The 25,565-nt window shown below is 68.6% G+C and carries 25 protein-coding genes and 1 pseudogene; 10 read left to right on the top strand and 16 right to left on the bottom strand.

Annotation, left to right across the window (positions count from 1 at the left end; all coding sequences use genetic code 11):
* The first annotated feature begins 21 nt into the window (after positions 1–21).
* Positions 22–618: a TetR/AcrR family transcriptional regulator gene (locus AC5Y49_RS12615; protein ID WP_499887446.1), complete on the top strand. Its 597-nt coding sequence runs from the start codon at positions 22–24 to the stop codon at positions 616–618.
* Here the strand turns inward: AC5Y49_RS12615 and AC5Y49_RS12610 are convergent.
* The 7 genes from AC5Y49_RS12610 to AC5Y49_RS12580 form a co-directional block, all read right to left on the bottom strand.
* Positions 600–2,750 carry an AAA family ATPase gene (locus tag AC5Y49_RS12610; protein ID WP_499887444.1) on the bottom strand — a complete coding sequence of 717 codons (2,151 nt, stop codon included), beginning with the start codon at positions 2,748–2,750 and terminating at the stop codon, positions 600–602. The two genes, AC5Y49_RS12615 and AC5Y49_RS12610, sit on opposite strands and share 19 nt — an antisense overlap.
* Positions 2,747–3,607, bottom strand: a complete 861-nt coding sequence (locus AC5Y49_RS12605) for a CDP-alcohol phosphatidyltransferase family protein (protein WP_499887442.1) — start codon at positions 3,605–3,607, stop codon at positions 2,747–2,749. Before AC5Y49_RS12605 ends, AC5Y49_RS12610 begins: the two co-directional genes overlap by 4 nt.
* A complete protein-coding gene (locus AC5Y49_RS12600) occupies positions 3,604–4,308 on the bottom strand; it encodes a phosphatidylserine decarboxylase (protein WP_499887440.1) in 705 nt (234 codons plus the stop codon). The genes AC5Y49_RS12605 and AC5Y49_RS12600 overlap by 4 nt, the downstream gene beginning before the upstream one ends.
* 29 nt (positions 4,309–4,337) lie before the next feature.
* Entirely contained in the window at positions 4,338–5,543 is a 1,206-nt protein-coding gene (gene moeA, locus AC5Y49_RS12595; protein WP_499887439.1) for a molybdopterin molybdotransferase MoeA, read from the bottom strand.
* The gene (locus AC5Y49_RS12590; RefSeq protein ID WP_499887437.1) at positions 5,543–6,466 is read right to left on the bottom strand and encodes an SDR family NAD(P)-dependent oxidoreductase; all 924 of its coding nucleotides are present in this window, start codon (positions 6,464–6,466) and stop codon (positions 5,543–5,545) included. The genes moeA and AC5Y49_RS12590 overlap by 1 nt, the downstream gene beginning before the upstream one ends.
* A 72-nt stretch (positions 6,467–6,538) precedes the next feature.
* Positions 6,539–6,955, bottom strand: coding sequence for an MmpS family transport accessory protein (locus AC5Y49_RS12585; protein WP_499887435.1), 417 nt, complete (start codon positions 6,953–6,955; stop codon positions 6,539–6,541).
* A gap of 52 nt (positions 6,956–7,007) precedes the next feature.
* On the bottom strand, positions 7,008–8,660 hold the full coding sequence (locus AC5Y49_RS12580; RefSeq protein WP_499887433.1) for a DEAD/DEAH box helicase: 1,653 nt from the start codon (positions 8,658–8,660) through the stop codon (positions 7,008–7,010).
* Between the two features lie 81 nt (positions 8,661–8,741).
* Between AC5Y49_RS12580 and AC5Y49_RS12575 the strand changes: the two are divergent.
* The 4 genes and pseudogenes from AC5Y49_RS12575 to AC5Y49_RS12560 form a co-directional block, all read left to right on the top strand.
* Positions 8,742–9,083 (top strand): annotated as a pseudogene (locus AC5Y49_RS12575) (M24 family metallopeptidase); the annotation flags it as partial.
* A 202-nt stretch (positions 9,084–9,285) separates the two neighbouring features.
* A complete protein-coding gene (gene groL / locus AC5Y49_RS12570) occupies positions 9,286–10,911 on the top strand; it encodes a chaperonin GroEL (protein WP_499887431.1) in 1,626 nt (541 codons plus the stop codon).
* Positions 10,912–11,046: 135 nt separating this feature from the next.
* Positions 11,047–12,393 (top strand): bifunctional adenosylcobinamide kinase/adenosylcobinamide-phosphate guanylyltransferase, encoded by a 1,347-nt coding sequence (locus AC5Y49_RS12565; protein ID WP_499887429.1) that lies wholly within the window; start codon positions 11,047–11,049, stop codon positions 12,391–12,393.
* A gap of 43 nt (positions 12,394–12,436) precedes the next feature.
* Positions 12,437–12,823: a heme-binding protein gene (locus AC5Y49_RS12560; protein WP_499887427.1), complete on the top strand. Its 387-nt coding sequence runs from the start codon at positions 12,437–12,439 to the stop codon at positions 12,821–12,823.
* Here AC5Y49_RS12560 and AC5Y49_RS12555 read toward each other — a convergent pair.
* Complete coding sequence (locus tag AC5Y49_RS12555) at positions 12,820–13,197, bottom strand: pyridoxamine 5'-phosphate oxidase family protein (protein ID WP_499887425.1); 378 nt, start codon at positions 13,195–13,197, stop codon at positions 12,820–12,822. The genes AC5Y49_RS12560 and AC5Y49_RS12555 overlap by 4 nt on opposite strands.
* Before the next feature lie 31 nt (positions 13,198–13,228).
* On the opposite strand from AC5Y49_RS12555, the gene AC5Y49_RS12550 reads away from it, so the two are divergent.
* The gene (locus tag AC5Y49_RS12550; protein ID WP_499887423.1) at positions 13,229–14,245 is read left to right on the top strand and encodes an aldo/keto reductase family protein; all 1,017 of its coding nucleotides are present in this window, start codon (positions 13,229–13,231) and stop codon (positions 14,243–14,245) included.
* 71 nt (positions 14,246–14,316) lie between these two features.
* On the opposite strand, the gene AC5Y49_RS12545 is transcribed toward AC5Y49_RS12550, so the two are convergent.
* Positions 14,317–16,029, bottom strand: coding sequence for an N-acyl-D-amino-acid deacylase family protein (locus AC5Y49_RS12545; protein ID WP_499887422.1), 1,713 nt, complete (start codon positions 16,027–16,029; stop codon positions 14,317–14,319).
* Between the two features lie 48 nt (positions 16,030–16,077).
* Between AC5Y49_RS12545 and AC5Y49_RS12540 the strand changes: the two genes are divergently transcribed.
* The 4 genes from AC5Y49_RS12540 to AC5Y49_RS12525 are packed head-to-tail and all read left to right on the top strand — an operon-like array spanning position 16,078 to position 19,425.
* Positions 16,078–16,446, top strand: coding sequence for a VOC family protein (locus AC5Y49_RS12540; protein WP_499887420.1), 369 nt, complete (start codon positions 16,078–16,080; stop codon positions 16,444–16,446).
* Between the two features lie 10 nt (positions 16,447–16,456).
* Entirely contained in the window at positions 16,457–16,981 is a 525-nt protein-coding gene (locus AC5Y49_RS12535; protein ID WP_499887418.1) for a mycothiol transferase, read from the top strand.
* Positions 16,982–17,041: 60 nt separating this feature from the next.
* Positions 17,042–18,571: an aldehyde dehydrogenase family protein gene (locus tag AC5Y49_RS12530; RefSeq protein ID WP_499887416.1), complete on the top strand. Its 1,530-nt coding sequence runs from the start codon at positions 17,042–17,044 to the stop codon at positions 18,569–18,571.
* Between the two features lie 8 nt (positions 18,572–18,579).
* Positions 18,580–19,425, top strand: coding sequence for a hypothetical protein (locus AC5Y49_RS12525; RefSeq protein ID WP_499887414.1), 846 nt, complete (start codon positions 18,580–18,582; stop codon positions 19,423–19,425).
* Here AC5Y49_RS12525 and AC5Y49_RS12520 read toward each other — a convergent pair.
* From AC5Y49_RS12520 to AC5Y49_RS12490, 7 genes are all read right to left on the bottom strand, one after another.
* Positions 19,422–19,913 carry an LpqN/LpqT family lipoprotein gene (locus AC5Y49_RS12520; RefSeq protein ID WP_499887412.1) on the bottom strand — a complete coding sequence of 164 codons (492 nt, stop codon included), beginning with the start codon at positions 19,911–19,913 and terminating at the stop codon, positions 19,422–19,424. The two genes, AC5Y49_RS12525 and AC5Y49_RS12520, sit on opposite strands and share 4 nt — an antisense overlap.
* Before the next feature lie 169 nt (positions 19,914–20,082).
* On the bottom strand, positions 20,083–20,769 hold the full coding sequence (locus AC5Y49_RS12515; protein WP_499887410.1) for an anti-sigma factor: 687 nt from the start codon (positions 20,767–20,769) through the stop codon (positions 20,083–20,085).
* Positions 20,766–21,329, bottom strand: coding sequence for a sigma-70 family RNA polymerase sigma factor (locus tag AC5Y49_RS12510; protein WP_499887408.1), 564 nt, complete (start codon positions 21,327–21,329; stop codon positions 20,766–20,768). Before AC5Y49_RS12510 ends, AC5Y49_RS12515 begins: the two co-directional genes overlap by 4 nt.
* 46 nt (positions 21,330–21,375) lie before the next feature.
* Complete coding sequence (locus tag AC5Y49_RS12505; protein WP_499887981.1) at positions 21,376–22,116, bottom strand: DUF1295 domain-containing protein; 741 nt, start codon at positions 22,114–22,116, stop codon at positions 21,376–21,378.
* Positions 22,117–22,151: 35 nt separating this feature from the next.
* Complete coding sequence (locus tag AC5Y49_RS12500) at positions 22,152–23,408, bottom strand: class I SAM-dependent methyltransferase (RefSeq protein WP_499887979.1); 1,257 nt, start codon at positions 23,406–23,408, stop codon at positions 22,152–22,154.
* Complete coding sequence (locus tag AC5Y49_RS12495; RefSeq protein WP_499887405.1) at positions 23,405–24,103, bottom strand: DUF1365 domain-containing protein; 699 nt, start codon at positions 24,101–24,103, stop codon at positions 23,405–23,407. Before AC5Y49_RS12495 ends, AC5Y49_RS12500 begins: the two co-directional genes overlap by 4 nt.
* The gene (locus tag AC5Y49_RS12490; protein WP_499887403.1) at positions 24,097–25,389 is read right to left on the bottom strand and encodes an NAD(P)/FAD-dependent oxidoreductase; all 1,293 of its coding nucleotides are present in this window, start codon (positions 25,387–25,389) and stop codon (positions 24,097–24,099) included. The genes AC5Y49_RS12495 and AC5Y49_RS12490 overlap by 7 nt, the downstream gene beginning before the upstream one ends.
* Between the last annotated feature and the right edge of the window lie 176 nt (positions 25,390–25,565).

Genomic DNA, 25,565 nt, shown 5'->3' with positions numbered 1-25,565 from the left:
ATAGAAGGACTGTACTAGATCGTGGCGCCTCCGCGGAAGCATGAAACCGATGTGATCCTCGACGCAACGCGCTCGTTGGTGTTGGTGGATGGACCGCGGGCGGCCAGTGTCGCGGCGATCGCGAAGACGAGCGGCGCGCCGGCCGGGACGTTGTATCACCGCTTCGGTAACCGCAACGGCATCCTGACCGCCGCCTGGCTGCGTGCGCTCGAACGTTTCCAGGCGCGGGCGATCGCCGCCGCCGGCGACAGCCCCCTCGAGACCGCCGTCGCGATGGCCGTGGCGGCGATCGACTTCATGCGCGAGCACCCCGAGGATGCCCGGCTGCTGCTGACCATCCGGCCGGGCGATCTGCTCGACGGCGAACCCGACGCCGCGTTTCAGCAGACCCTCACCGCCCGAAACGCGCCGCTGCTGGAACGGCTGCACACCTTGACCCGCGAGCTATACGGCAGCAGCGATCCGCGCTGCGTCGATGCCGTCGCCAGAGCCGTCGTTGACCTGCCCTATGCCGTGGTCCGGCGGCACGCGCACGACAAGCTGATCCCGGACTGGTTGGAGGAGGACGTCGCCGCGGCCGTGCGCGCGTTGCTGACGAGCTATCGGGCCTCGGCATAAGCGCGCAGGGCAGCCACCTGCCCGGGATCCAGCGAGGGCCGGACGGTTTCGCGTGCCGCGGCGATATCGGCGGCGGTGATGTCGGCGGCATCGATGTTGCGCCGCATCGCGGCCAACGCGGCTTCGCGCAACAGCGCCGCACAGTCCGCGGCGCTGTAACCGTCCAAATCGGCTGCCAGCACGGCCAAGTCGACATCGGTGTGCAGCGGAATCGACTTGCCGGCGGTGCGCAGGATGTCGTGGCGGGCTGCGGCGTCGGGCGGTTCGACGAACACCAGCTTTTCCAACCGGCCCGGCCGTAGCAGCGCGGCGTCGATCAGATCGGGCCGGTTGGTGGCGCCGACCACCACGACGTCGCGCAGCGGCTCGATGCCGTCGAGCTCGGTGAGCAGCGCGGCCACGACTTTGTCGCTCACGCCGGAGTCGAAGCTCTGCCCGCGCCGCGGCGCCAGCGCGTCGAGCTCGTCGAGAAACACCAGCGACGGCGCCGAATCGCGTGCGCGGCGGAACAACTCGCGGACCGCCTTCTCCGAGGACCCCACCCACTTGTCCATCAACTCCGAGCCCTTGACCGCGTGCACGCTCAGTTGACCAGTGCTGGCGAGCGCGCGGACCAGAAACGTCTTGCCGCAGCCGGGCGGGCCGTAGAGCAGCACGCCGTGCGGCGGCTCGACGCCGAGCCGGGCGAAGGTGTCGGGGTGTTGCAGCGGCCAGAGCACCGCTTCGGTGAGTGCCTGTTTGGTGGCCGCCATATCGCCGACGTCGTCGAGGGTCACGTCGCCGGGCGACGGTTGGCCGCCGGTCGACCGGGACAGCGGCCGGATGACGGTCAGCGCGCCGAGCAGGTCGTCTTGAGTCAGCTGCGGCGGCCGGCTATCGGTGCTGGCGCGGGAGGCGGCACGCAATGCCGCCTCGCGCACCAGCGCGGCCAAATCCGCGACGACGAAACCCGGTGTGCGGCCGGCGATCTCGGCGAGGTCCAGGTCGGCGGCCGGAACGCCCTTCAGCAGCCCCGCCAACAGGGAGCTTCGGGTGGCGGCGTCGGGCAGGCTCAATCCCAGTTCGCGGTCACACAGGTCGGGCCCGCGCAGCCGCGGGTCGAGGTTTTCCGGCACCGCCGAGGTGGCAATGAACGCCACCCCCGTCGTGGCCACCGCCGACCGCAGCTCGGCCAGGATGAGGGTCGCCACCGGTTCGGCGGTCGCGGGCAGCAGCGCGTCGATGTCGGCGATCAGTAGCACGCCGCCGCCGTCGCGGACTCCGGCGGCCGCGGATTTGACAGCGTTGAGGCGTTCGTCGGCAACCAGCGCGCCGACCTCGGGGCCGTCCAGCTCGACCAGCCGTCGGCCGGCGCACACCGCCCGCACCAGCGTCACTTTCCCGACGCCGGCGGGGCCGGACACCAGAACACCCAGATTGGTTGTGGCGCCCAGGGTTTCGAGTAGGTCCGGCTGATCCAGCGCCAGCTTGAGCCACTCGGTGAGCTTGGCAGCCTGGGCCTGAGAGCCTCTGAGGTCCTCGAGCGCGACCGCCTCCCGGGCGGCAGCTGCCGGCGCGACACCGGCACCCCAGCTCACCAGCGAATTGGGTTGCACGCTGACCGGCCCGGCCGGGTCCACGCCGGTCACCGTGAGCAGCTCGGAGGTCCAGCTGATGCCGACTGCCGACGCCAGCGCGCGGCTGGCCTCGGTCGTCGAGGTGCCCGGCCCCAGATCGCGGGGCAGCAGCGATACGGCGTCGCCGACGGTGACCACCTTGCCGAGCAGGGCCTGTCGCAACGTGGCCGGTGGAACCGACTGGGTGGCGAGCGTCGAACCGCTCAGCGTCACCGAGCGGGCGCCGCACACGGCGGCCGGGCTGATGATGACGGCGCTGTCCTCGCGCAACCCGGCGTTGGACAGCGTCACATCGTCGAGCAGCGCGGCGAACGCCGGGATGTCGGCGACCGTTACGGCGACCACTGCCGCGGTGGTCCGCGATCCGGTCAGCGACACCGCATCCCACTCCCGAATTCCCAGGGCCGCAATGGCTTCCGGGTGCAGGCGAACCACACCGCGACGCGAGTCGACCGCCGACGTGTTCAGCCGTGCGGTCAGGGTCAGCTGCCGGCCACCCCTGGGCGGCGGTGTCATGGCGTCCGGCCGGGCTTACGCAAACCCAGCCGCGCCATCGACCGCCGGTTGGGTTGCGCTCGGCGGATGGCGCGGCGCACGGCGCGCCGCTGCTTGGGCTCATGCTCCCAGGCCTCGGGATGCTCGGCCAACCAGCGATGGCTGCGTACCGAGAACGGGATGTGGAGCAGGTAGGCCACGATGGCCACCATGACCAGGATGTAGGGGAACAGGAACGCCGCCGCGGCAACGATCGCCAACGCCGCCAACAGCACCGCCGCCAAATTCGGCGGCACCGATACGGCGTGCATCTTTTTCATCGGCAGCCTGCTGACGACCAGGACCGAGCAGCCCGCGATCCAGGCGCAGACGAACCACGGCGTCGTCCACCAGCCGTCGCCGAACTGCAATTTGGCGGCCAGTGGGCCCAGGGTCGCGATGGCTCCGGCCGGGGCCGGCATCCCGACGAAGAATTCGCGCGTGTACGCCGGCAGAGTGGCGTCGTCGAGCAGCGCGTTGAACCTGGCCAGCCGCAGCACAATGCACACCGCGTAGAGCAGCACCAACACCCAGCCTGCCGGCGACGCCGCCAGCAACGTCACGTAGACCACCACCGCGGGCGCCACCCCGAAATTCACCGCGTCGGCCAGCGAATCGATCTCCTCGCCCATCCGCGACTCGGCGTCCAGGATGCGGGCCACCCGCCCGTCCAGTCCGTCGAGGATGGCGGCGGCGGCGATCAGCGCCATCGCGACGTGCGGCTGGGCCTCCAACGCGAACCGGATCGAGGTGAGCCCGGCGCAGATCGCCAGCACGCTCATCGAGCTGGGCAGGATGCGCAGGTTGACCGCTCGGCGGGTCCGGGGTCTGGTGATCATGACAGTTGCGCCAGCACCGTTTCGCCGGCGAGCGCGCGCTGCCCGACCAGGACCGAGGGTTCGGTGCCGGCCGGGAGATAAGTGTCCAGCCGGGAGCCGAACCGGATCAGGCCGTAGGTGTCACCGATCGACAGCTTGTCGCCGGCGTGCGCGTCGCACACGATGCGCCGGGCCAGCAGTCCCGCGATCTGCACGACGACGATCTCGGCGCCGTCGGCGGTGCGGATCCGCATGCTGATGCGTTCGTTGTCTTCGCTGGCCGCGGCCAGGTCGGCCGAGCCGAACTGGCCGGGCCGGTGGTGCACGGCGAGCACCTCGCCGCTGACCGGGGACCGTTGCACGTGCGCATCCAGTAGCGACAGGAAGATGCTGATCCGCGGCAGCGGGGTGTCGGGCAGGCCGAGTTCGGCGGGCGGCGCAGCCGTGTCCACCACGCACACCAGGCCGTCGGCGGGCGCGACGACGACACCCGGGCGGCTGGGCGGCACCCGCGGCGGATGGCGGAAGAAGCCCGCGCAGGCGCCCGCAGCCAGCAGGCCGGCCCGGCGAAACCATCGGTGGTTGCGTCCGGCCAGGGCAAGGCCCAGGCCGGCGGAGATGAACGGCAGCCCGGCCGGATGTACCGGCGGAACGGTCGAGCGCAGCAGCGCTGCCAGGCGTTGTGGGCCGGAGAGACCGGCGGGGCGGGGGCGTCGTGCCACCCGGTCATCTTACGGAGCGGCGCGGGCGCTCAGCGCAGGTCCCAGATCTGTAGCTCCGATCCGGCCGGGAGCTGGTCGACGTCCTCGGAAATGTCGAGTAGGCAGTTCGCCGACGCGAACCACCGCAGATGGTGTGACGCCGGCGGGCCCCAGCTGGTGACGGTGCCGGCGTCGGCGTCGAACACTCCGCGCCGGAACTGGCGCTTCCCGGGAGGCGACCGCAGCGCTTCGGTGAGCACCGCTGGCTGTCGCGGCCGGTGTGCATCGGGCAGGCCCATCGCGGTGCGCAGCGCGGGGCGGATGAACACCTCGAAGGACACCAGCGCGCTGACCGGATTTCCGGGCAGCGTGATGATGGGCGTGCCCGCCACCCGGCCGGTGCCCTGCGGCATGCCGGGCTGCATGGCCACCTTGACGAAGTCCACGCCCTGGTCGCCGTCGCGGCCAAACGCGTCCTTGACCACTTCGTAGGCGCCTGCGCTGACGCCGCCGCTGGTGATGATCAGATCCGCCTCGGCGGCGTAGCGGTCCAGCACCGCGGCGAACTGCGCGACATCGTCGCTGACGGCCGGTGTGGCGACGACGTCGGCGCCGGCGTCGCGGACCGCCGCGGCCAGCATGATCGAGTTGGACTCGTAGATCTGTCCCGGCTGCAGCGGCGTGCCCGGCGACACCAGCTCCGACCCGGTGGAAATCACCAGCACCCGCTGCCGGGGTAGCACCGGCAGCTCGTGCAGGCCCAGCGCTGCGGCCAACCCCACCGCCGCCGGGGTGATCACCTGCCCGGCCCGTAGCACCGTGGTACCCGCGGCGACGTCTTCGCCGGCGCGGCGGATGTGGCGCCCCTCGTCCGCGGCCTCGCGGATGGTCACGACGTCGATCTGCCCGTCGGTGGCCTCGACCGGCACCACCGCCGTCGCCCCGGCCGGCATCGGCGCGCCGGTCATGATGCGGTGTGCGGTTCCGGCCTCGAGGGTGGGAATGTCGGTGCGGCCGGCTGGAATGTCTTCGGCCACCGGCAGTTTCACCGGTCGCTCGGCTGTCGCGTCGGCGATGTCGGCGGCCCGCACCGCGTAGCCGTCCATCGCGGAGTTGTCGAACACCGGCAGCGATACGGTCGCCGCCACGTCGGCGGCCAGCACCAGGTGCTCGGCTTCGGCGAGGCCGGCGGTGGCGGCCGGACGCGCGGCGATCAGCTCGTCGACGACACGCTGATGTTCCTCGACCGAACGCATCAGAGCGGGAACGTCACGTCGGTGAGTTCCTCGGAGACCGCCCACAGCCGGCGCTGCAACTCCTCGTCGTGGGACTGCGCGCTGGAAGACACCAGCTTCGGGTGACCGCGCTGCTCGCCCAGGCCATCGGGACCGTAGTACTGCCCGCCCTCGACGTCGGGGTCGGTGGCCGCGCGCAGCGTCGGCAGCGCGCCCATCGCCGCGCTTTGGAAGATCAGCGGACCCAGCACGGAAGCGACCGGTCTCAGGATGGTCGGGATGTTGCGCGCCAGTTCGGTGTTGGAGCCGCCGGGGTGTGCGGCCACTGCGATGGTGTTCTTCTGCTGCTCAGCGAGCCGCTGCTGCAGCTCGTAGGTGAACAGCAGGTTGGCCAGCTTGGACTGTCCGTACGCGGCGATCCGGTCGTAGCGGTGTTCCCACTGCAGGTCGTCGAAGTGGATGGCCGCGCGGATGCGGTGGCCCATGCTGCTGACGGTCACCACCCGCGATCCGCGGACTGGCAGCAGGTGGTCGAGCAGTAGCCCGGTCAACGCGAAGTGGCCGAGATGGTTGGTGCCGAACTGCATTTCGAACCCGTCGGCGGTGACCTGTTTGGGTGTCCACATCACGCCGGCGTTGTTGATCAGCAGGTCGATGCGCGGGTAGGCCGAACGCAGCCGGTTGGCGGCGGTGCGGACCGAATCCAGCGAGCTCAGGTCGAGTTCCTGCAACGTGACATCGGCCGGGGGGTGGGCGGCGACGATGCGCGCCAGCGCGGCGTTGCCCTTCTCCAGGTTGCGCACTGCCAGTACGACGTGCGCGCCGCTTTGGGCCAGCGCTGCGGCGGTGTGATAGCCCAGGCCGGTGTTAGCACCGGTGACGATCGCGATCCGGCCGCTCTGGTCCGGCACGTCGGCGTGCGACCATTTGCCTCCTGAGCTCATGGCGCCAAACGATACCCACGGGTGATCGGTTGTGCCGTGCTGGGCATGGCCGACCCCGCCGGGTCAACCCGGTCAACCCGAGGTACCTCGATACCCCGAGCCCACGTTGACCATGTTGCACCAGGCGCCGGTACCGGCGCTCTTGGGTGCGTTGTTGGTCTTCGAGACGACCGTCCGCCCACCGACGGAAACCCGACAGGTCACCGACCCTGGATCGCCGCCGGGATGAACGCCGCTGAAACTCAGCGAAGGCGCGCTTCCGTTGTAGTCGTAGGCCGTCGACCACGGCAAACCCACGACAGCGGTTTCGGGTTCGTCGTCGGCGCCGAAATACGACACCTGCACACCGTCGGCAAAGGAGCCTGTCAACTCGAACGTGATCGGGGTCGACGCGAACGCCGTTGCCGGCGCAGTCAGCAGCAGTCCGCCGCCAAGCCCGAGGACCGCAACCACCCTGCCCGCACGACCGCCGGCAAATTTCATACTCATGCGTAAATTGCAGCACCGTTTCGCAGCTCACGTCAGGCGATCGGGATATCCGCTACAGCTTTCGGGCCGCCTCGATCCGGGTCTTGAGCTGGTCGGTGGTCGCCGCGGCCACCGGCGGTCCACCGCAGATGCGCCGCAGTTCGTTGTGAATCCAGCCATGTGGCTTGCCCGTTCGGTGATGCGCCGCCGACACCAACGCGTTGAGCTCGCGGCGCAGATCGCGCAGCTGACCGTGCCGGATGACCGGCTCGGCGTCACTGCCGCGCCGCTCCAGCTGCTCGGCCTGGCGGCGGCGCAACAGGTCTCGCATCTGCCCGGCATCCAACAGACCCGGGATGCCGAGGTAGTCGTCCTCATCGCCGCCGGTGCCGAACGACGCGCCGTCGAAGATGACCTGGTCCAGCTCGGCGTCGGCGCCCAGCGAGGTGAACGCGTTCTCGATCTCCGACGGCTCGCTCTGGCGGCGCTGCGCGGCGACCAACTCGTCGGTCTCCCGGTGCGGTTTACCCAGCACGTGGTTGCGTTGCGCCTCCAATTCGCTGGCCAGCAGCAGCAGCGAGGGCACCGACGGCAGAAACACACTCGCCGTTTCCCCCGGCCGCCGGGACCGGACGAACCGGCCGATCGCCTGGGCGAAGAACAGCGGGGTCGAGGCGCTGGTTGCATAGACGCCCACTGCCAGCCGCGGGACGTCGACGCCCTCCGACACCATGCGCACCGCGACCAGCCAACGGCTGGTGTCCGCGGCGAACCGCGCGATGCTTTCCGATGCACCCGGGTCGTCGGAGAGTACGACGGTCGCTGCCTCGCCGGTGATCCTGGTCAGCAGGCCGGCGTAGGCGCGCGCGGCCTTCTGGTCCGAGGCGATCACCATGCCGCCGGCGTCGGGCATGTCGCCACCGCGCAACTGCCGCAACCTCGTGTCGGCCGCAGCGATAACCGCCGGCATCCACTCGCCGGCCGGGTCCAGCGCGGTGCGCCAGGCCCGGGCGGTGTGCTCGACGCTCAGCGGTTCGCCGAGCCGCGCGGCGTATTCCTCGCCGGCGCTGTCCCGCCAGCGGGCCTCACCGGAGTAGGCCAGAAACACCACCGGGCGCACCACGCCGTCGGCCAGCGCCTCGGTATAGCCGTAGGTGTGGTCGGCCTGCGAGCGCAGCAGGCCGTCGCGGTCGGGCGCGTAGTGCACGAACGGGATGGCGGCGTCGTCGCTGCGAAACGGTGTGCCGGTCAATGCCAGCCGGCGGGTGGCGTCGCCGTAGGCCTCCCGGATGGCCTCGCCCCAACTTTTGGCATCGCCGCCGTGGTGGATCTCGTCGAAGATGACCAGGGTTCGTCTGCTCTCGGTGCGCACCCGGTGCCGCGCCGGGTGACTGGCCACCTGGGCGTAGGTGACGACGACGCCGTCGTATTCGGCCGAGGTGTGCGCGGCGGTATTGCGGAACTTCGGGTCCAGCGCGATGCCGTCGGCGGCCGCCGCGAATGCCCATTGCACCTTGAGGTGTTCGGTGGGCACGACCACGGTGATCGCCTCGATGCTGCGATCGGCCAACAGCTCCGCGGCGATGCGCAGAGCAAACGCGGTCTTACCCGCGCCCGGGGTGGCGACCAGCAGGAAATCGCGCGGTTTGCCGGTCAGATAGCGCACCAAGGCTCGCCGCTGCCAGCCCCGCAACGCTCGGGTGCTGGGCGCATCGGTTGCCCGCACCCGAGGACTCCTATCTGTCGAGATGCACTGTAGCGCAATGGCATCGGAGCATGGGTAGGCCGCACCATCATTGCGGTGGGCAAGCTGGTCGCGGAAGAAAGCGTTCGGGTGCGGGTTGGGCGTGCCTACTTCGATGAGCATCCGGAGGTCACCGGCGCCGAACTGTTCGACCACGTCGTCGAGCAGGCCCGGGCCGAGGGCTACGACTGGGGCAGCCCCATCGCGGGGCACCTGGTGGGCCAATTCTCGCACAAGAAGCTCGCCGGCGACGGCGCGCAGTGGTACCTCAAACCGGGATCCGGCCGGCCGATGCGCCGCCTGGACGGCTCGGGGCTGCCGTGCCACTGGATCCTCGAGGTGCATCTCGTCCACCCGGTGCGCGGTTTCGGCGGGTTTTACGAAGAGCTGCTCGACCTGCCCTGAGCCGGCGCGGAGGCCGGGGTATGTGACCTTGCACTCTCCATGGGCGAGTGCTAAGAATGTGTTGGCACTCGCGACCGGTGAGTGCTAGGTCGGGACGGTGAGGCACGGGCCGCGCCAGCGGAAACACACCCGAGCCGTCCGTCGCGGGCACTGCACCCGGCCACAGAACGTGTCATCCCCTAATCGGAGGAATCACTTCGCAATGGCCAAGACAATTGCGTACGACGAAGAGGCCCGTCGCGGCCTCGAGCGGGGCCTGAACAGCCTCGCCGACGCGGTAAAGGTGACGTTGGGCCCCAAGGGTCGCAACGTCGTCCTGGAGAAGAAGTGGGGCGCTCCCACGATCACCAACGATGGTGTGTCCATCGCCAAGGAGATCGAGCTGGAGGACCCCTACGAGAAGATCGGCGCCGAGCTGGTCAAAGAGGTCGCCAAGAAGACCGACGATGTCGCCGGTGACGGCACCACCACGGCCACCGTGCTGGCCCAGGCGCTCGTCAAAGAGGGCCTGCGCAACGTCGCGGCCGGCGCCAACCCGCTGGGCCTGAAGCGCGGCATCGAGAAGGCCGTCGAGAAGGTCACCGAGACGCTGCTCAAGGGCGCCAAGGAGGTCGAGACCAAGGAGCAGATCGCTGCCACCGCGGCCATCTCGGCCGGCGACCAGTCGATCGGCGACCTGATCGCCGAGGCGATGGACAAGGTCGGCAACGAGGGCGTCATCACCGTCGAGGAGGCGCAGACCTTCGGCCTGCAGCTCGAGCTCACCGAGGGCATGCGGTTCGACAAGGGCTACATCTCGGGCTACTTCGTGACTGACCCCGAGCGTCAGGAAGCGGTGCTTGAGGAGCCCTACATCCTGCTGGTCAGCTCCAAGGTGTCCACCGTCAAGGACCTGCTGCCGCTGCTGGAGAAGGTCATCCAGTCCGGCAAGCCGTTGCTGATCATCGCCGAGGACGTCGAGGGCGAGGCGCTGTCCACCCTGGTCGTCAACAAGATCCGCGGCACCTTCAAGTCGGTGGCCGTCAAGGCGCCCGGCTTCGGCGACCGCCGCAAGGCGATGCTGCAGGACATGGCGATCCTGACCGGCGGCCAGGTCATCAGCGAAGAGGTCGGCCTCTCCCTGGAGACCGCTGACGTGTCGCTGCTGGGCAAGGCCCGCAAGGTCGTGGTGACCAAGGACGAGACCACCATCGTCGAGGGCGCCGGTGACTCCGACGCCATCGCCGGCCGGGTGGCCCAGATCCGCGCCGAGATCGAGAACAGCGACTCCGACTACGACCGCGAGAAGCTGCAGGAGCGGCTGGCCAAGCTGGCCGGCGGCGTTGCGGTGATCAAGGCCGGGGCTGCCACCGAGGTCGAGCTCAAGGAGCGCAAGCACCGCATCGAGGACGCGGTGCGCAACGCCAAGGCCGCCGTCGAGGAGGGCATCGTCGCCGGTGGCGGCGTGACCCTGCTGCAGGCGGCTCCGGCGCTGGACGAGTTGAAGCTCACCGGTGACGAGGCGACCGGCGCCAACATCGTCAAGGTGGCGCTGGAGGCTCCGCTGAAGCAGATCGCGTTCAACTCCGGGCTGGAGCCCGGCGTGGTGGCCGAGAAGGTACGCAACTCGAAAGCCGGTACCGGCCTGAACGCCGCCACCGGTGAGTACGAGGACCTGCTGAAGGCCGGCGTCGCCGACCCGGTCAAGGTGACGCGTTCGGCGCTGCAGAACGCGGCGTCCATCGCGGGTCTGTTCCTGACCACCGAGGCCGTTGTCGCCGACAAGCCGGAGAAGGCGGCCGCTCCGGCGGGCGACCCGACCGGTGGTATGGGCGGCATGGACTTCTGAGTCTGGTTGTCAACGGGAAGGCCCGGTCTGCTTCGGCAGGCCGGGCTTTTTCGTGCGCCATTGATGACTCTGCCAACACCAGACAAAAGTGCGGGTGGGCTGTCTGGTAGGCGCAGAGTCAATGACAATAACGGCGTGGAGATTCTGTTGCTGGGCACCGGCAGCAGCGACGGCTGGCCCAGCCCGTTCTGCCGCTGCGCCTCCTGCCGGTCGGCGATGGCCGCCGGCGAGATCCGCGGTCAGACCGCCGGGCTGCTCGACAACACGGTGCTGCTGGACTGCGGTCCCGAGGCGCCCCGCGCCGCGGTGCGACGCGGCCGCTCGCTGGCCGATGTGCGCCACATCCTGTTCACCCACGGCCACAGCGACCACGTCGGGCCGGCGGCGCTGCTGATGCGGCACTGGGCCGGCCGGACCGAGCCGCTGGAGGTGCTCGGCCCGCCGAGCGCACTGAAGCAGTGCCAGGATTGGGTCGCCCCCGACGACCCCGTCCGGTTCGTCGAGGTCCACCCCGGCGACGACGTCACGTTGGACCGGTACCGGGTGCGGGTTCTGGAGGCGGCCCACGATTCGGAGCTCGGCGCCGATGCCGTCTTCTACGACATTGCCAGCGGCGACGACCGGATCCTGTGGGCCACCGACACCGGTCCGCTGCCGGACAGCGTGCACGCGGCGATCGCGGGCGCCGGCTTCGACGCGGTGTTCCTCGAGGAGACGTTCGGGACGTTCACCGACCACGGCACCGAGCACCACGACCTGCCGACATTCGCACGCACACTCGCGCAACTGCGCCAATCCGGTGCCGTCGTCGACAGCACCGACGTCGTCGCGATCCACCTGAGCCATCACAACCCGCCCGGTGCCGAACTGGCGCACGTACTGGGTCAGTGGGGAGCACGCCCGGGGCGCGACGGGGAAGTGGTGCGAACCGGCGCGGCCCGCCCCGACTCTGTGCATCCGGTCCGCGCCCTGGTGCTCGGCGGTGTGCGGTCGGGCAAGTCGGCCTACGCCGAGACGCTGCTGGCCGCCGAGCCCGAGGTGATCTACCTGGCTACCGGCGGCACCCGGGACGGCGACGGGGAATGGGCAGAACGGGTGAAGCTGCACCAGGCGCGCCGGCCGGTGTCCTGGCGAACTGTCGAAACCGCCGATGCGGCAGCGCAATTGCGCGCCGCCGGGGCGCCGGTGCTGCTGGACTGCCTGGGCACCTGGCTGACCGCTCGGATCGACGTCCATCAGGCGTGGGACGGCGATGGGCTGGACGCCGTGCACGCCGACATCGATGAACTGGTGGCGGCGTGGCGTGACTGCCCGCTACCGGTGGTGGGGGTGAGCAACGAGGTGGGCAGCGGTGTGGTCCCCGCGACCGCGTCCGGGCGGTTGTTTCGTGATCTGCTCGGCACGGTGAACGCGCGGATCGCCCGCGAAAGCGAGGCCGTCGTTCTCATGGTGGCGGGTATGCCGGTGCCGTTGCGCGGATAACGTGGCTGCAGGCATCCGCCTGACCACGAAAGGACCCACCCCAATGAAAATCTCTGCAACGTGTTTGTGGCGCATTGCGATCGGCGTGGCTGCGGTTTGTGCGCTGGGTGGCGTGGTGGCGTCGCAGCCGGCCGACGCCGCACCCGACCCATGCACCGCTGCGGGCCTGTCGACCACCGCCAGCGGTGTGCTCAGCGACGCCGGTGGATACCTGGGCAGCCACCCGGGAGCCAACGATGTGCTGACCAATGCGGTCCAGCAGCCACCGGCAGACGCCCGGGCGTCGGTCCGGGGCTATTTTGCCGGCCACCTCAACGAGCTGACTGATCTGCAACACATCGCGCAGCCGCTGTCTAACCTGCGAAACCAGTGCGGTGTGTCGGTGTCGCCGGGACAGCTGGCCACCCTCTTCGAAGCGTTGTCGGGCTAGGTCTGTACGGCGAGGTTCACGCAGTCGTAGGCGGGGCTGCAGGTGCTCGGCGGGGAGTCCGCGGTGGCGGGCCGGTGCAGCACGGCGCGGGTGGGCCTGACCGTCAGCGGGTCGATGTTCTCGGCGTGGCCGTCGACGATCAGCGAGTAGCCGCCCGGCGCCTGCGGCGGCCACAGCACGGTGACGTCGCGGTGGGCTTCGGTGTTGGCGCGGGTGTGCCGACCGACCGCCCCGATCTGCAGCACACCGTCGTCGAGGACCGGGGTGACGGCCGCGGTGTGTGCCCGGTATTCGTCGTCGACGCTGATCACGTAGGCGAACCCGTAGTCGCGCAGGGTGTCGGCGAGCCGGTCGAGATCCACCTTCTTGCTCATGGTTCGAGCTTACTTCGGCAGGATGGGGCGTATGGAATTCCGCTACCTCGGCAACTCAGGTCTGCAGATCTCGGAGATCACCTACGGCAACTGGCTCACTCATGGCGCACAGGTCGAAAACGACGTCGCCACCGCCTGTGTGCGCGCGGCGCTCGACTGTGGCATCACCACGTTCGATACCGCTGACGTGTACGCCAACGGCCGCGCCGAGGAGGTGCTCGGCGCGGCGCTGAAGGGTCAGCGGCGTGAGTCGCTGGAGATTTTCACCAAGGTTTACTGGCCCACCGGGCCCGACCCGTTGGGTAAGAACGACACCGGCCTGTCGCGCAAGCACATGATGGAGAGCATCGACGGGTCGCTGCGCCGGCTGCAGACCGACTACGTCGACCTGTACCAGGCCCACCGCTACGACTCCTTCACCCCGCTGGAGGAGACCATGCAGGCCTTCGCCGACATCGTGCGCGCGGGCAAGGCGCTCTACATCGGGGTCAGCGAGTGGACCGCCGCGCAGATCCGGGCCGCTCACGCGCTGGCCCGCCAACTCGGGGTGTCGTTGATCTCCAGCCAGCCGCAGTACTCGATGCTGTGGCGGATCATCGAGCCCGAGGTCGTCCCGGCCTGCCGCGAACTGGGGCTCAGTCAGATCGTCTGGTCGCCGATGGCTCAAGGTGTGCTGTCCGGCAAGTATCTTCCCGGTCAGCCGCCGCCGGCCGGATCACGCGCCACCGACGAGAAGGGCGGCGCGAACTTCATCAAGCGGTTCATGACCGACGACGTGCTCGAGCGGGTGCAGCAGCTGCGCCCGATCGCCGAGGAGCTGGAGCTGACCACGGCGCAACTGGCCGTCGCGTGGGTGCTGCAGAACGACAACGTCGCCGCGGCGCTGGTCGGTGCTTCGCGGCCGGAGCAGGTCACCGAGAACGTCAAGGCGGCCGGGGTGCAGATTCCCGACGAGCTGCTGGCCCGCATCGACGAGGTGCTCGGCGACGTGGTCACCCGCGACGCGGAGCTGGTGGCGAGGTCGACCCCGTCGCAGCGCATCGTTTGAGCGCTACGTCGAGTGGCCAGTTGCCGCACGCATTTTCGTGATTTGCGTGCAATAACTGGCCACTCGGCGGATCACCGCCGCCCGCGCACCAGCCGGCCCGGGCGGGCTTCGGTGGGCACACCATCGCGGGCGATCACCTCACCGGCGACGATCGTCGCCACATACCCGTCGGCGGTCTGGTCGAGCCGGCGTCCGCCGGCGGGCAGGTCGTGGGTGACCACCGGCTTGTGCAGCCGCAGCCCCGCATGGTCGATGACGTTGAGGTCGGCCTTGTAGCCGACGGCGACTCGGCCGCGATCACCCAACCCGGCGACGCGGGCCGGCACCGACGTCAGCTCGCGGATTGCCTCGGCCACCGACAGCCGCCCCGACGCCCGGTCACGCGCCCAGTGCGTCAGTAGATACGTGGAATAGCTTGCGTCGCAGATCATTCCGTAGTGGGCACCGCCGTCGCCGAGGCCCAGCACGACGTCGTCGCGGCGGATCAGCTCGCCAACGGTTGTCAGCGAGTTGGTCTGGAAGTTGGCCATCGCGCCGAGCAGGATCGCGTGGCCGTCGTCGTCGAGCAGGCGGTCGTAGGCCTCCTCGGCCGGGTCCACGCCACGCGCCCGGGCCCGGGCCGCGATGCTGTTCGTCGCATCGGGCTCGTAGTTGGGCTCGTCGCCCAGCGGGAAGATCCAGTCCCACGCCTGCGCCAAATAGAACAGCGGATTGATCGCGGCCTCGGTCGGCCTGTCGGCCAGAATGCGGGCCCGCACCTCCGGCCGGCGCATCTGCGCGACCCGCTCGGCCAGTGGCAGCCCGGCGATCTCGCGATAGCTGGGATAGAGCATGAACGGGTTGACGGTCAGGTCCAGGCCGATCATCAGCCCGATCGGACGGGGCAGAACCTGCGCGGTGATATCGGCGCCGGCGCCGTTGGCCTTTTCCACCATGGTGATCGCGTCTTCCCACAGCGGGTCACCGGAGTTGCCGACCACCAGCGTGAACGTCACCGGCAGCCCGGTGTCCCCGGCGGCGTCGAACACCTGCTGCAGCACCGGCTGATACCCGCCGGCCGGGATGTCCGGCACAAACTGGATCAGGCCGCCGCCGCCGTCGGCGATACCGCGGGCGATCTCGAGGATCTCGTTCTCCCCGGCGTCGTAGCTGGGAATCTGCCGGCCGCCTTCGGTGCGGTGTGTCGCCAGCCGCGACGACGCAAACCCCAACGCGCCGAGCTCGACGGCTTCCTTGGCCAGCGCCCGCATCTTGGCCAGGTCGTCGGCGGTGGCCGGTTCGCGGTCAGCGCCGCGCCGGCCCATCACGTAGACCCGCAGCGGGGAGTGCGGCAGATAGGCCCCCACGTCAATATCGAGCTGGCGTGACTCCAAAGCATCCATGAATTCGCCGAAGGTCTCCCACGTCCAGGGCAGGCCGTCGGTCATCACGACGCCGGGAATGTCCTCGACGCCGGCCATCACGTCGACCAGCACGTCGTGGTCTTCGGCGCGGCATGGCGCAAAGCCCACTCCGCAGTTGCCGACCACCACCGTGGTCACGCCGTGCGCCGACGACGGATTCAGCCGGTCCGACCAGATCGCCTGGCCGTCGTAGTGGGTATGCAGGTCGACGAACCCGGGCGTGACCAGCAGCCCGGTCGCATCGATCTCCCGGTCGCCGGGACCGTCGAGGACGCCGACTGCCGCGATCACGCCGCCGCGTACCCCGACATCACCGACGTAGGGCTCACCTCCCAGCCCGTCGACGATGGTGCCGTGACGGATCACGAGGTCGTAGGTCATCTAAATAATCTACGACCCCGTCGGTGGCCCATGCCAGGCTCTCTATTCATGATCGATCACTTCGGCATCAACTGCGCCGACTACGCCAAAGCTCAACAGTTCTACGACCGGGTACTCGGCGTCCTCGGCTACACGCGGCAGATGGATTTCGGCGAAGCCATCGGATACGGCCGGGACGGCCACCCGGCCTTCTGGATCGCCGAGGGCACCGGGATGGGGCCTAGCCGCGAGATACATGTTGCCTTCCAAGCCGCCGACACCGACGCGGTCACGGCGTTTTACGAAGCTGCGCTGGCGCTCGGCGCCGAGTCGTTGCACGCGCCGCGGCTGTGGCCGGAGTATCACCCCGGCTACTTCGGTGCGTTCGTGCGTGACCCCGACGGCAACAACGTCGAGGCGGTGTTCCACGGGGCGTAGCGTCGGCAGCATGGCTGAATCCGATGCCGCTGCCCAGGAATTACTTCGCGATTCGTTCACCCGGTTGGTCGAGCACGTCGACCAGATCACCGACGGGCTCACCGAAGAACAGTCCAGCTACCGGCAGAGTCCCAACGCCAACAGCATCGCGTGGATGATCTGGCACAGCGCCCGGGTGCAGGACGTGCAGCTTGCCGACATCGCCGGCGTCGAGCAGGTCTGGACCCGCGACGGCTGGGTGGATCGGTTCGGGCTGGATTTGCCCCGCGACGACACGGGCTACGGCCACAGCCCCGAAGATGTGGCGAAAGTGCAGGCCCCGCGCGAGCTGCTGGCCGGCTACTACCACGCCGTGCACAAGCTGACGCTGGAGTACGTCGTCACAGTCACCGGTGACGAGTTGGCCCGCGTGGTCGACACGCACTGGGATCCGCCGGTGACGGCCAGCATGCGACTGGTCAGCATCATCGACGACTGCGCCCAGCACCTGGGCCAGGCCGCCTACGTGCTCGGCGTCGCGCATCGGCGAACTTGACCGCCCGGGCGAACTTGACACCTGTCGACCCACGTCAAAGCCCCGGCTAGCATGGCCGGTATGACCGCCACCACATCGCCAGCACCCACCCCCGAGTTCACTGGTACCGGCAGCGTCCGCAATCCCGCTACCGGCGCCGTGGCCGGTGAAGTGCACTGGACCGATCCCGCCGACGTGCCCGCGATTGCCGCGGAGCTGCGCGTGGCCCAACGCGAGTGGGAGCAGCGCGGCGCCAAGGGGCGCGCCAAGGCGCTGGCCCGCTATGCGGTGTGGCTGGGCGAGCACCGCGACGAGATCGAAGAGCTGTTGATCAAGGAAACCGGCAAGTCGGCCGTCGACGCGGCACAAGAGGTGCCGCTGTTGATCATGATTCTGTCGTACGTGATCAAGACGATGGAAAAGGCGCTCGCGCCCGAAAGCCGGCCGGCCGCGCTGCCGTTCCTGGCGATCAAGAAAATCACGCTGCACTACCGGCCGCGTCCGGTGGTCGGGATCATCGCGCCGTGGAACTACCCGGTGGCCAACGCGCTGATGGACGGTATCGGCGCGCTGGCGGCGGGATGCGCGGTGCTGCTCAAGCCGTCCGAACGCACCCCGCTGACCGCCGAGGTGCTGCGCCGTGGCTGGCGGGAGTCCGGTGCGCCCGACGTGTTTGCGCTGGCACAGGGCGCCCGGGAGGTGTCCGAGGCCGTCATCGACAGTGTGGATTACCTGCAGTTCACCGGTTCGAGTAACACCGGCCGCAAGGTGATGGAGCGCGCGGCGCGCCGGTTGACGCCGGTCAGCCTGGAGTTGGGCGGCAAGGACCCGATGATCGTGTTGGAGGACGCCGATGTCGACCTGGCCGCCCACGCCGCGGTGTGGGGCGCGATGTTCAACGCAGGCCAGACCTGTGTCTCGGTCGAGCGGGTCTATGTGCTCGACGCCGTCTACGACCAGTTCGTCGACGCGGTAGTCCGCGACGTCAAGGCGCTGCAGGTGGGTGCCGGCGATGGGTTTACCTACGGCGCCCTGATCGACGAGGGGCAGCGGGCGGTCACCGAGCGCCACGTCGCTGAGGCGGTGGCCGCGGGGGCGCGTGCGCTGACCGGCGGGCAACGGCCCGACGGTCCAGGCAGCTTCTATCCGCCCACGGTGCTGGTCGATGTCGACCACTCGATGGCCTGCATGACCGAGGAAACCTTTGGTCCGACCTTGCCGATCATGAAGGTCGGCACCGTCGACGAAGCGATCCGGCTGGCCAACGACAGCGAATACGGATTGAGCGCATCGGTCTTCTCCAAAGATGCGGCACGTGCCAAAGATGTTGCGCTGCAACTCGATTGCGGCGCTGTCAATATCAACGACGTGATCAGCAACCTGATGTGCACCACCGCCCCAATGGGCGGCTGGAAGGCGTCGGGCATCGGGGCGCGGTTCGGCGGCGCCGAGGGACTGCGCAAGTACTGCCGGGTCGAAACGGTGGTCGCACCGCGCACCAACGTCGGCGCGGGCGGCAACTACTACCACAATTCGCTGAAGGCGCTGACCCGGATGAACCGGATGATGACCAAGATGGCGCTGGCAAGGCCGCGCCGCACCGCGAAGTAGAAGTAAGCGTGCGGTTCGCAGCCACGGCGCTGCTGTGGCTGCTGACCATGCTGGCGCTGGCGGTGGCGGTGCCGACGGCGTGGGCACAGCACAACATCGTCGACGCCGACGGGTATGCGGGGCTGGCCCGAGAGGCGGCGGGTGAGCAGGCGTTGCAGGCCGCGGTGGCATCGCAATTGAGCGCCACTGCGACGAGGCTGATCAGGGAGCACGGCTACAGCGTCGACGCGTCGCGGCTGCACGGTGTCGCCAGCGCCTACACCGCGGGCCCATCCTTCCCTGCAGACTTCGCGCAGGCCAACCGAGTTGTGCACGGGTGGCTGTTCACGCGCCCCGCGACCGCGTCCGATCCGTGGGTCATCGATCTGGCGCCGATGCTCGAAGACAGCGCCTTGCAGCAGACGCTGTCCGACTACCACGCCCGGGCGCCGTCGACGCTGACCGTTCCGGTGACGGTATCGCCGTCAAAGACGTTGCAGCCGGGCATGTTACGACCACTGGCGTTGTGGGGGCCGTGGGTGAGCCTGGGCGCGGCGCTGCTCGCCGGTGTCTGCGCGGTCTTGACGTTGGTCGCCGCCCGCAGCCGTGGTAGGGCGCTGGCCGGCCTCGGTGTCTCGGCGTTGCTGGTCGGCGCCGGCGGTTGGGCGGGCGTTGAGGTCGCCCGCGGCCGGATCGGCAATGCGCTCAACCACACCGCCGGCGATATACGCCGCGTCGCCGATGCCATGGTCGGCCACGCCGAAGCGAGCCTGCACCACTGGCTGAACCTGACGTTGGCCGCCGGCGCCGTGCTGGCGGTGTGCGGCGTCGTCGTGGCGATGCTGGGCAGCGTGCGCAACCGGCCCGAACGCTAGCCTGCGCTCGGCGGCAACATCTGGAAGCCGGTCAAAATCGTGTCTGCATCGCGCGCGAACGCCGGGTTGTCCGGATCAGCGGAGCCGACGGTGAGGGTGGTGGCGTAGGTTTTGCCACCGAAGACGCCCACTACGGCCAGCATGGTGGAGCGACGAGCCGGTATCTCGCCCATCGGCGGCGCGGTGTAGGTCACGCTTTCGGCGCGATACCCGCACCGTGTGGTCGGGGTCGTGACCAGGTCGGTAGCGCCCAGTCCGGCGGTCAAGCCCCTCCGCTCGCCGTCAAGTACCTCCTGAGGGTCCGCGGACCCGTCGGCGGTTTCCAGCGTGACCACGGCGTTGGGGGCGAATTTGTTGGCGATCAGGTCCCGGTTCACGATGGCGTACCGGACGATCTGTGAGTCGAACAGCGTCGTGCGTTCCCATCCCCGCGGTTGCGGTATCCGTAACTGCGGCTCGCCCAGAGCATGAGATTCGATTGACGTCATTGGCGCCGAAACATCTTCACACGGACCAGCTTTGGCGCTTTCTGCACCAGGCGCCTTTACCGCCGAACCCGAAACCAAAGTCGTACAGCCGACCAGCGTCGACAGCGCCGCTGTTGTCACCGCCGCACGCGTCAGCTGTTTCCACCGCATATCCAACACTGACGCCTTCCTAGCGCAACGGCAACTGGGCAAAGATCGTTCCGGTCGGCTGAGGCGATCCGGTTCCGGGTTCGACGGTGAAGGCCAGCGCACTGGAGTTCCCGAGGTCAGTCAACACCGCAGTGGTTGACGGCGCCACGGTCGCGGCGTTCATCGTTCCCGCCGAGACCGGGCCCTTATCGCCGAGCAGCCACATCTGATACACGGTGCCCGGCGAGGGTGGCGGCACGTTGTTCATCACCAGCACACCGGCGTTGCGGTCGCGGGAGAACACGACGGTTGCTGTCCCATGCTCGGCGAGCGGGCGCGACACTGTCTGTACGTCCGGCGCCGCCATGATCTGCTCGGCGACCGTCGGGGACGCAGACGGTCGCAGCGCCACCCCGACTCCGAACGCCCCGAGGCCCACCACGATTGCCGCTGCCGCGGCCAAAGCGGCTGTACGCCACCGGGCATAGCGCGGTTTGATCGCGGAAAGCACCGCGGCACGTAACTGGGTCGGCGGTTCCGTGGCGGTGGCGGCCGACACCACGGCCATCGTCTCGCGGACTGCGCGCACCTCGTCGCGGAAGGCCTGCGCGACCGCTGCCGGTGCGGCGGCGAGCCGTCGGTCGATGTCGATGCGTTCATCGTCGGAGATGGCGTGCAACGCATACGGTGTGGCCAGCTCGAGCAGCTCAAAGGTCGGCTCGGTCATGGCACACCCAGGCAGTCGCGCAGGCCGCGCAGCGCGTCGCGCATTCGAGACTTGATCGTCGACAGGTTGGCCGACAGCCGTCGCGACACCTCGAGGTAGGTCAGCCCGTCGTAATAGGCCATCTGGATGCACTGACGCTGCGCGTCGGTCAGGCCGTCGAGACATTCGCTCACCCGACGCCGCTCGTCGCTGGCGATTGCCGAATCGGCGACGACGTCGTCCGGCGTGTCAACGGTCGCCGCGCCGTAACGCGACTCACGCTGGCCGGCGGCCTGCTCGGAGCGCACCCGGTCAACGGCACGCCGATGCGCCATCGTCAATAGCCACGACAGCGCTGAGCCTTTAGCGGAGTCGTAACTGCCCGCGGTCCGCCAAGCCTCGAGGTAGACCTCTTGGGTGGTCTCTTCGCTGTAGCCCGAATCGCGCAGCACCCGGATCACCAACCCGTACACCCGCGTCCGGGTGCGATCGTAGAAGGCGGCGAATGCGTCGGGGTCCCGACGGGCCACCCGGCGCAGCAATGCGTCGAGGTCGCTGCTCAGCCGCGGCGGTCCGGTCATCGACCGGTAGCCTATCCTCTCCACCACGGCGGTCGGCATCTTCGGCCTATCCCGGCGGGCGCGGGATGAAAAACGATGTCCGTCGCTGGTATTCGTCGAAACCCGGGCGTCCTGCCATGTACTTCTCCGCCAGTCGGGCGCCGCTCACGTGCACCAGGAAATATGTCATGAGCAGCGGGGAGAGCACGGTCACCAACGCCCACCAGCCGGTGATGGTGACCAGCCACAATCCCCACCACAGGCAGGCGTCGCCGAAATAGTTGGGGTGCCGCGTCCAGGCCCACAAGCCACGGTCCATCACCTTTCCGCGATGCGCGGGGTCAGCTTTGAACACCTGCAGTTGGCGGTCTCCGACGGCTTCGAAAGTGACGCCAACCGTCCACAGCAGCACGCCGACCACGGTGACCGCCAGCAACGGGCGGGGGGTGGGTCCGCTGACGGCCGACAGTTGTACGGGCAATGCAACGAACCAGATGGCAAATCCCTGCAGTACGAATACCTTACGTACCACCTGACCCAACGTGGCGCCGCGCAACATGTCGGCGTAGCGAGGGTCCTCACCCTTGCCGGCCGTCTTGCGGTGGATATGCCAGCTCAGCCGCGACCCCCACATCGCGACCAGCGCCAGCAGCAGCCACCGGCGCGGGGCGTCGCCGCTGCCAAGAACCGCGGCGACGACCGCGACCGCGATGAAGCCGATCCCCCAGGCGACGTCGACGACGTTGTAGCGGCCGATACGCCGCCCGATGACGAAGGCGATCGCCTGGATCACCGCGATCACCGCGATCGAGACGCCGCAGACGACGGCGAAGGACGTGAGGTTCACCGCGCGAATGTCCACTGGTAGACGTTGAGGTATCCCGACCGGAACCCGGCCTCCGCGTATGCCAGATAGAACTCCCACATCCGGGCAAAGACGGCGTCGAAGCCGATGTGTGACAGGGTAACTCGTCGCTGCATGAAGCGCTCCCGCCATAGCCGCAACGTCTCGGCATAATGCGGCCGCAGTGCGAGGTTATCGACGGTGCGTAAGTCGGTGTGACGAGCGGCGATTCGCCGTATCGCCTCGGCAGAGGGAATCAGCCCGCCCGGAAAGATGTACTTCTGGATCCAGGTGTGTGTCCTGCGGGTAGCCAACATCCGGTCGTGCGGCATGGTAATCGCCTGTATAGCCGCGCGTCCGCCCGGCGTCAACAGCTGTTGCAGCGTGCGGAAGTAATCCGGCCAGGCGTGATAGCCGATCGCTTCGATCATCTCCACCGACACCACCGCGTCGTAGCGTCCGTCGACGTCGCGGTAGTCGCAGCGGTCGATCCGGACCCGGTCGGACATGCCGGCCACGGCGACTCGTTCTTGCGCCAGCCGCTGCTGCTGCACCGATAAGGTCACCGAGCGAACCTGCGCTCCCCGTTCGGCCGCGCGGATGCACAGCTCGCCCCAACCGGTACCGATCTCGAGCACCCGGGTGTCGGCTCGCACCCCGGCAGCGTCGAGCAACCGATCGATCTTCTGCCGCTGGGCATGCGCAAGATCAGGCCATGATGCTGGCAGGCGGTCGAACAGGGCGCACGAGTAGGTCATGGTTTCGTCGAGGAATTCGCTGAACAGGTTGTTCGACAGATCGTAGTGTGCAGCGATGTTGCGCCGCGCTTGCTCGCGGGCGCTATGTGGCGAACGAGGTTGAGCAGCAACGGCAATCGGCCGCAGCCAGTGCAGTCTGGCCGGCACCAGTTCGTCCACCGACGCAGCGAAGGCCGTCAGCACGTCGGTCAGGTTGTCGGTCTCCCATTCGCCGGCCATGTACGACTCGCCGAATCCGATCAGGCCGTGTCGCCCGACCCGGCGAGCCAGGGCATCCGGCTGGTTGATCACCAATGTTGGCGACGTCGGGCCGCCGGCCCCGATCACCACACCGTCGGGGTAGACGAGGCGCAGCGGCAATCGTCTCGCCGCGCGGCGCAGCAGCCGGTCGGCAATCGAAGCCGACGCGGCGGCAACAGGGCCCGACGGGACGGTGGTCACCGCGGGCCAGCGTTCGGAATCTATTGCGCCGAAGGTGTGTTGGCCGATGACACTCACCGCGGTACCACCGGGACTTTTCGCAGCCACAACCTGACCCCTTGGATACGGATGCGCAACGCGACCATCAGCGGCGCCAGCGGCGAAAGCAACTGCATCCGCGCGACGTGCCGCACCGTTGCCGGTTGACGGGTCCCGCGCAACGTCGCGACGAATGCCGGTTGCCCATCGCCATGCAGCGTCACCACAACGTCGACCCGTCGGTCGGGGGGCGGCGCCAACACCTGGTAATGACCTGTCACCGGATTGAACGGCGAGACATAAAACTTCTTGGTGACGAGCACCGGGGTGTTCGCCGGCGGCAGCAGGTACGCGTGGCGCTTCCCGTAGGTGTTGTGCACTTCGGCGATCACATGCCGCAGTGCCCCGTCGCGGTCATGGCACCAGAAGACGCTGATCGGGTTGAACACGTAACCGAGCACTCGTGCCTGTAGCAGCGCGGTCACTTTTCCGTCCGCTAACGACACGTCGTGCGCGGCGAGGAAGGTGTCGACCCTTTCGCGCAGCGAGTCGCCGGAAGCACCGGTGAAGTGGTCTTGGGCGTGGAACCGGGCGAAGGGCCGCAGCCACCAGGGCAGTGCCGGCAGCTCGTCGATATCGATATACCAGCTGTAGCTGCGGTATTCGAATGAGTGATACACCGGCGCCTGTCGGCGGTGGGTAATTGTCGTGCGATAGATCGCCGGGGTCAGCACGCCATCACCTGCTCAGTTCGTACCGGCCAATCGGCGCCCAGTCGCTGGGCCGCCCGCAGCCCCGACGCCGCGCCGTCCTCGTGGAACCCCCACCCGTGGTAGGCGCCGGCGAACACCACCCGGTCGTCGTCGAGGGTTGGCAACAGCCGTTGCGCAGCAACAGATTCCGCTGTATACAGCGGATGGCTGTAGGTCATTTCGGCGATCACCGATCGCGGATCGATCCGGCCGTGGCCGCCGAGTGTGACCAGGAAACGCCGATCGGCCCGGATGCGCATTAACCTGCTGACGTCGTACGTGACCACAACTCGGTCGCTGCCGGCCGTGATCAGGTAATTCCATGAGGCGCGGGCACGCCGGTGCCGGGGCAGCACCGACTCGTCGGTGTGCAGTTGGGCGCGGTTGGTCGAATACGGAATCGACGCGAGGACGGCCCGCTCGTATGCCGATGGGTTGTCGAGCAGCAGCAACGCCTGGTCGGGATGTACCGCGATGACTGCAGCGTCGAAAGGCCGCGGTGGTTCGACACCGGCCTGCACGAGCACCCCGCTGGGCAGCCGGCGCAGCGAATGCACCGGCGTAGCGGTGCAGACGTCGTGCATCCGCGACGCGATCGCCTGCACATAGCGTTGCGACCCGCCGGTCACCGTGCGCCACGTTGGTGAGCCGAACACCGACAGCATGCCGTGGTGGCCGAGGAACACGAACAGGTAGCGGGCCGGGTAGCGCAGCGCGTCGTCGGCGCCGCACGACCACACCGCGCCCACCAGCGGTGTGATGAAGTGCTCGACGAAGAACGCGGAGAAGCGGTGGCGACGCAGAAAGGCATCCAGCGTTTCCAGATCGTCGTCGTCGCCGCCATCCAGTAGCCGGGTCGCGGCGCGATGAAACCGAACGATCTCGCCGAGCATGAACAGATAACGCGGTCGGGCGGACTGCCGGCAGGCGAACAGCCCCCGGATACCGAGGGCGCCGGCGTATTCCAGTCCGGTGGCGTCGGCGCGCACCGACATCGACATCTCCGACTCTTGGGTCGCCACTCCGAGGTCGACGAACAATCGGCGCAGCGTCGGGTAGGTGCGGTCGTTGTGCACCAGAAACGCCGAGTCGACCTTCACGATGGTGCCGTCGCCGCGGTCGACGTCATGGGTGTGCGCGTGGCCGCCCAGTCGGGTGTCCGCCTCATACAGCGTCACCCGGTCGCGTCGGGACAAGGCGTAGGCGGCGGTCAGACCGGCCACACCGCTGCCGATCACCGCCACCGAGCGCGGAGATGACTGCTGCACATCAGCTATTCGGAGAGGACATCCAAACGGATGGGCCGCTCCGCCCATCCGTGACGGCCGTCACTCCGAATCAGAACTGTCTGACCCGTAAGCGGCGGCGTTGCCGCCTTGACGAAGGAGCCGAAACGGAATGAAGGACGTTGTGTCCAAGCCACTCGCGATCACGTTGGCGGCGA

It is taken from the genome of Mycobacterium sp. NGS62, from assembly GCF_059812285.1.
The sequence above is the reverse complement of the archived record's forward strand: the minus strand, read 5'-3'. Positions and strand labels throughout refer to the sequence as shown.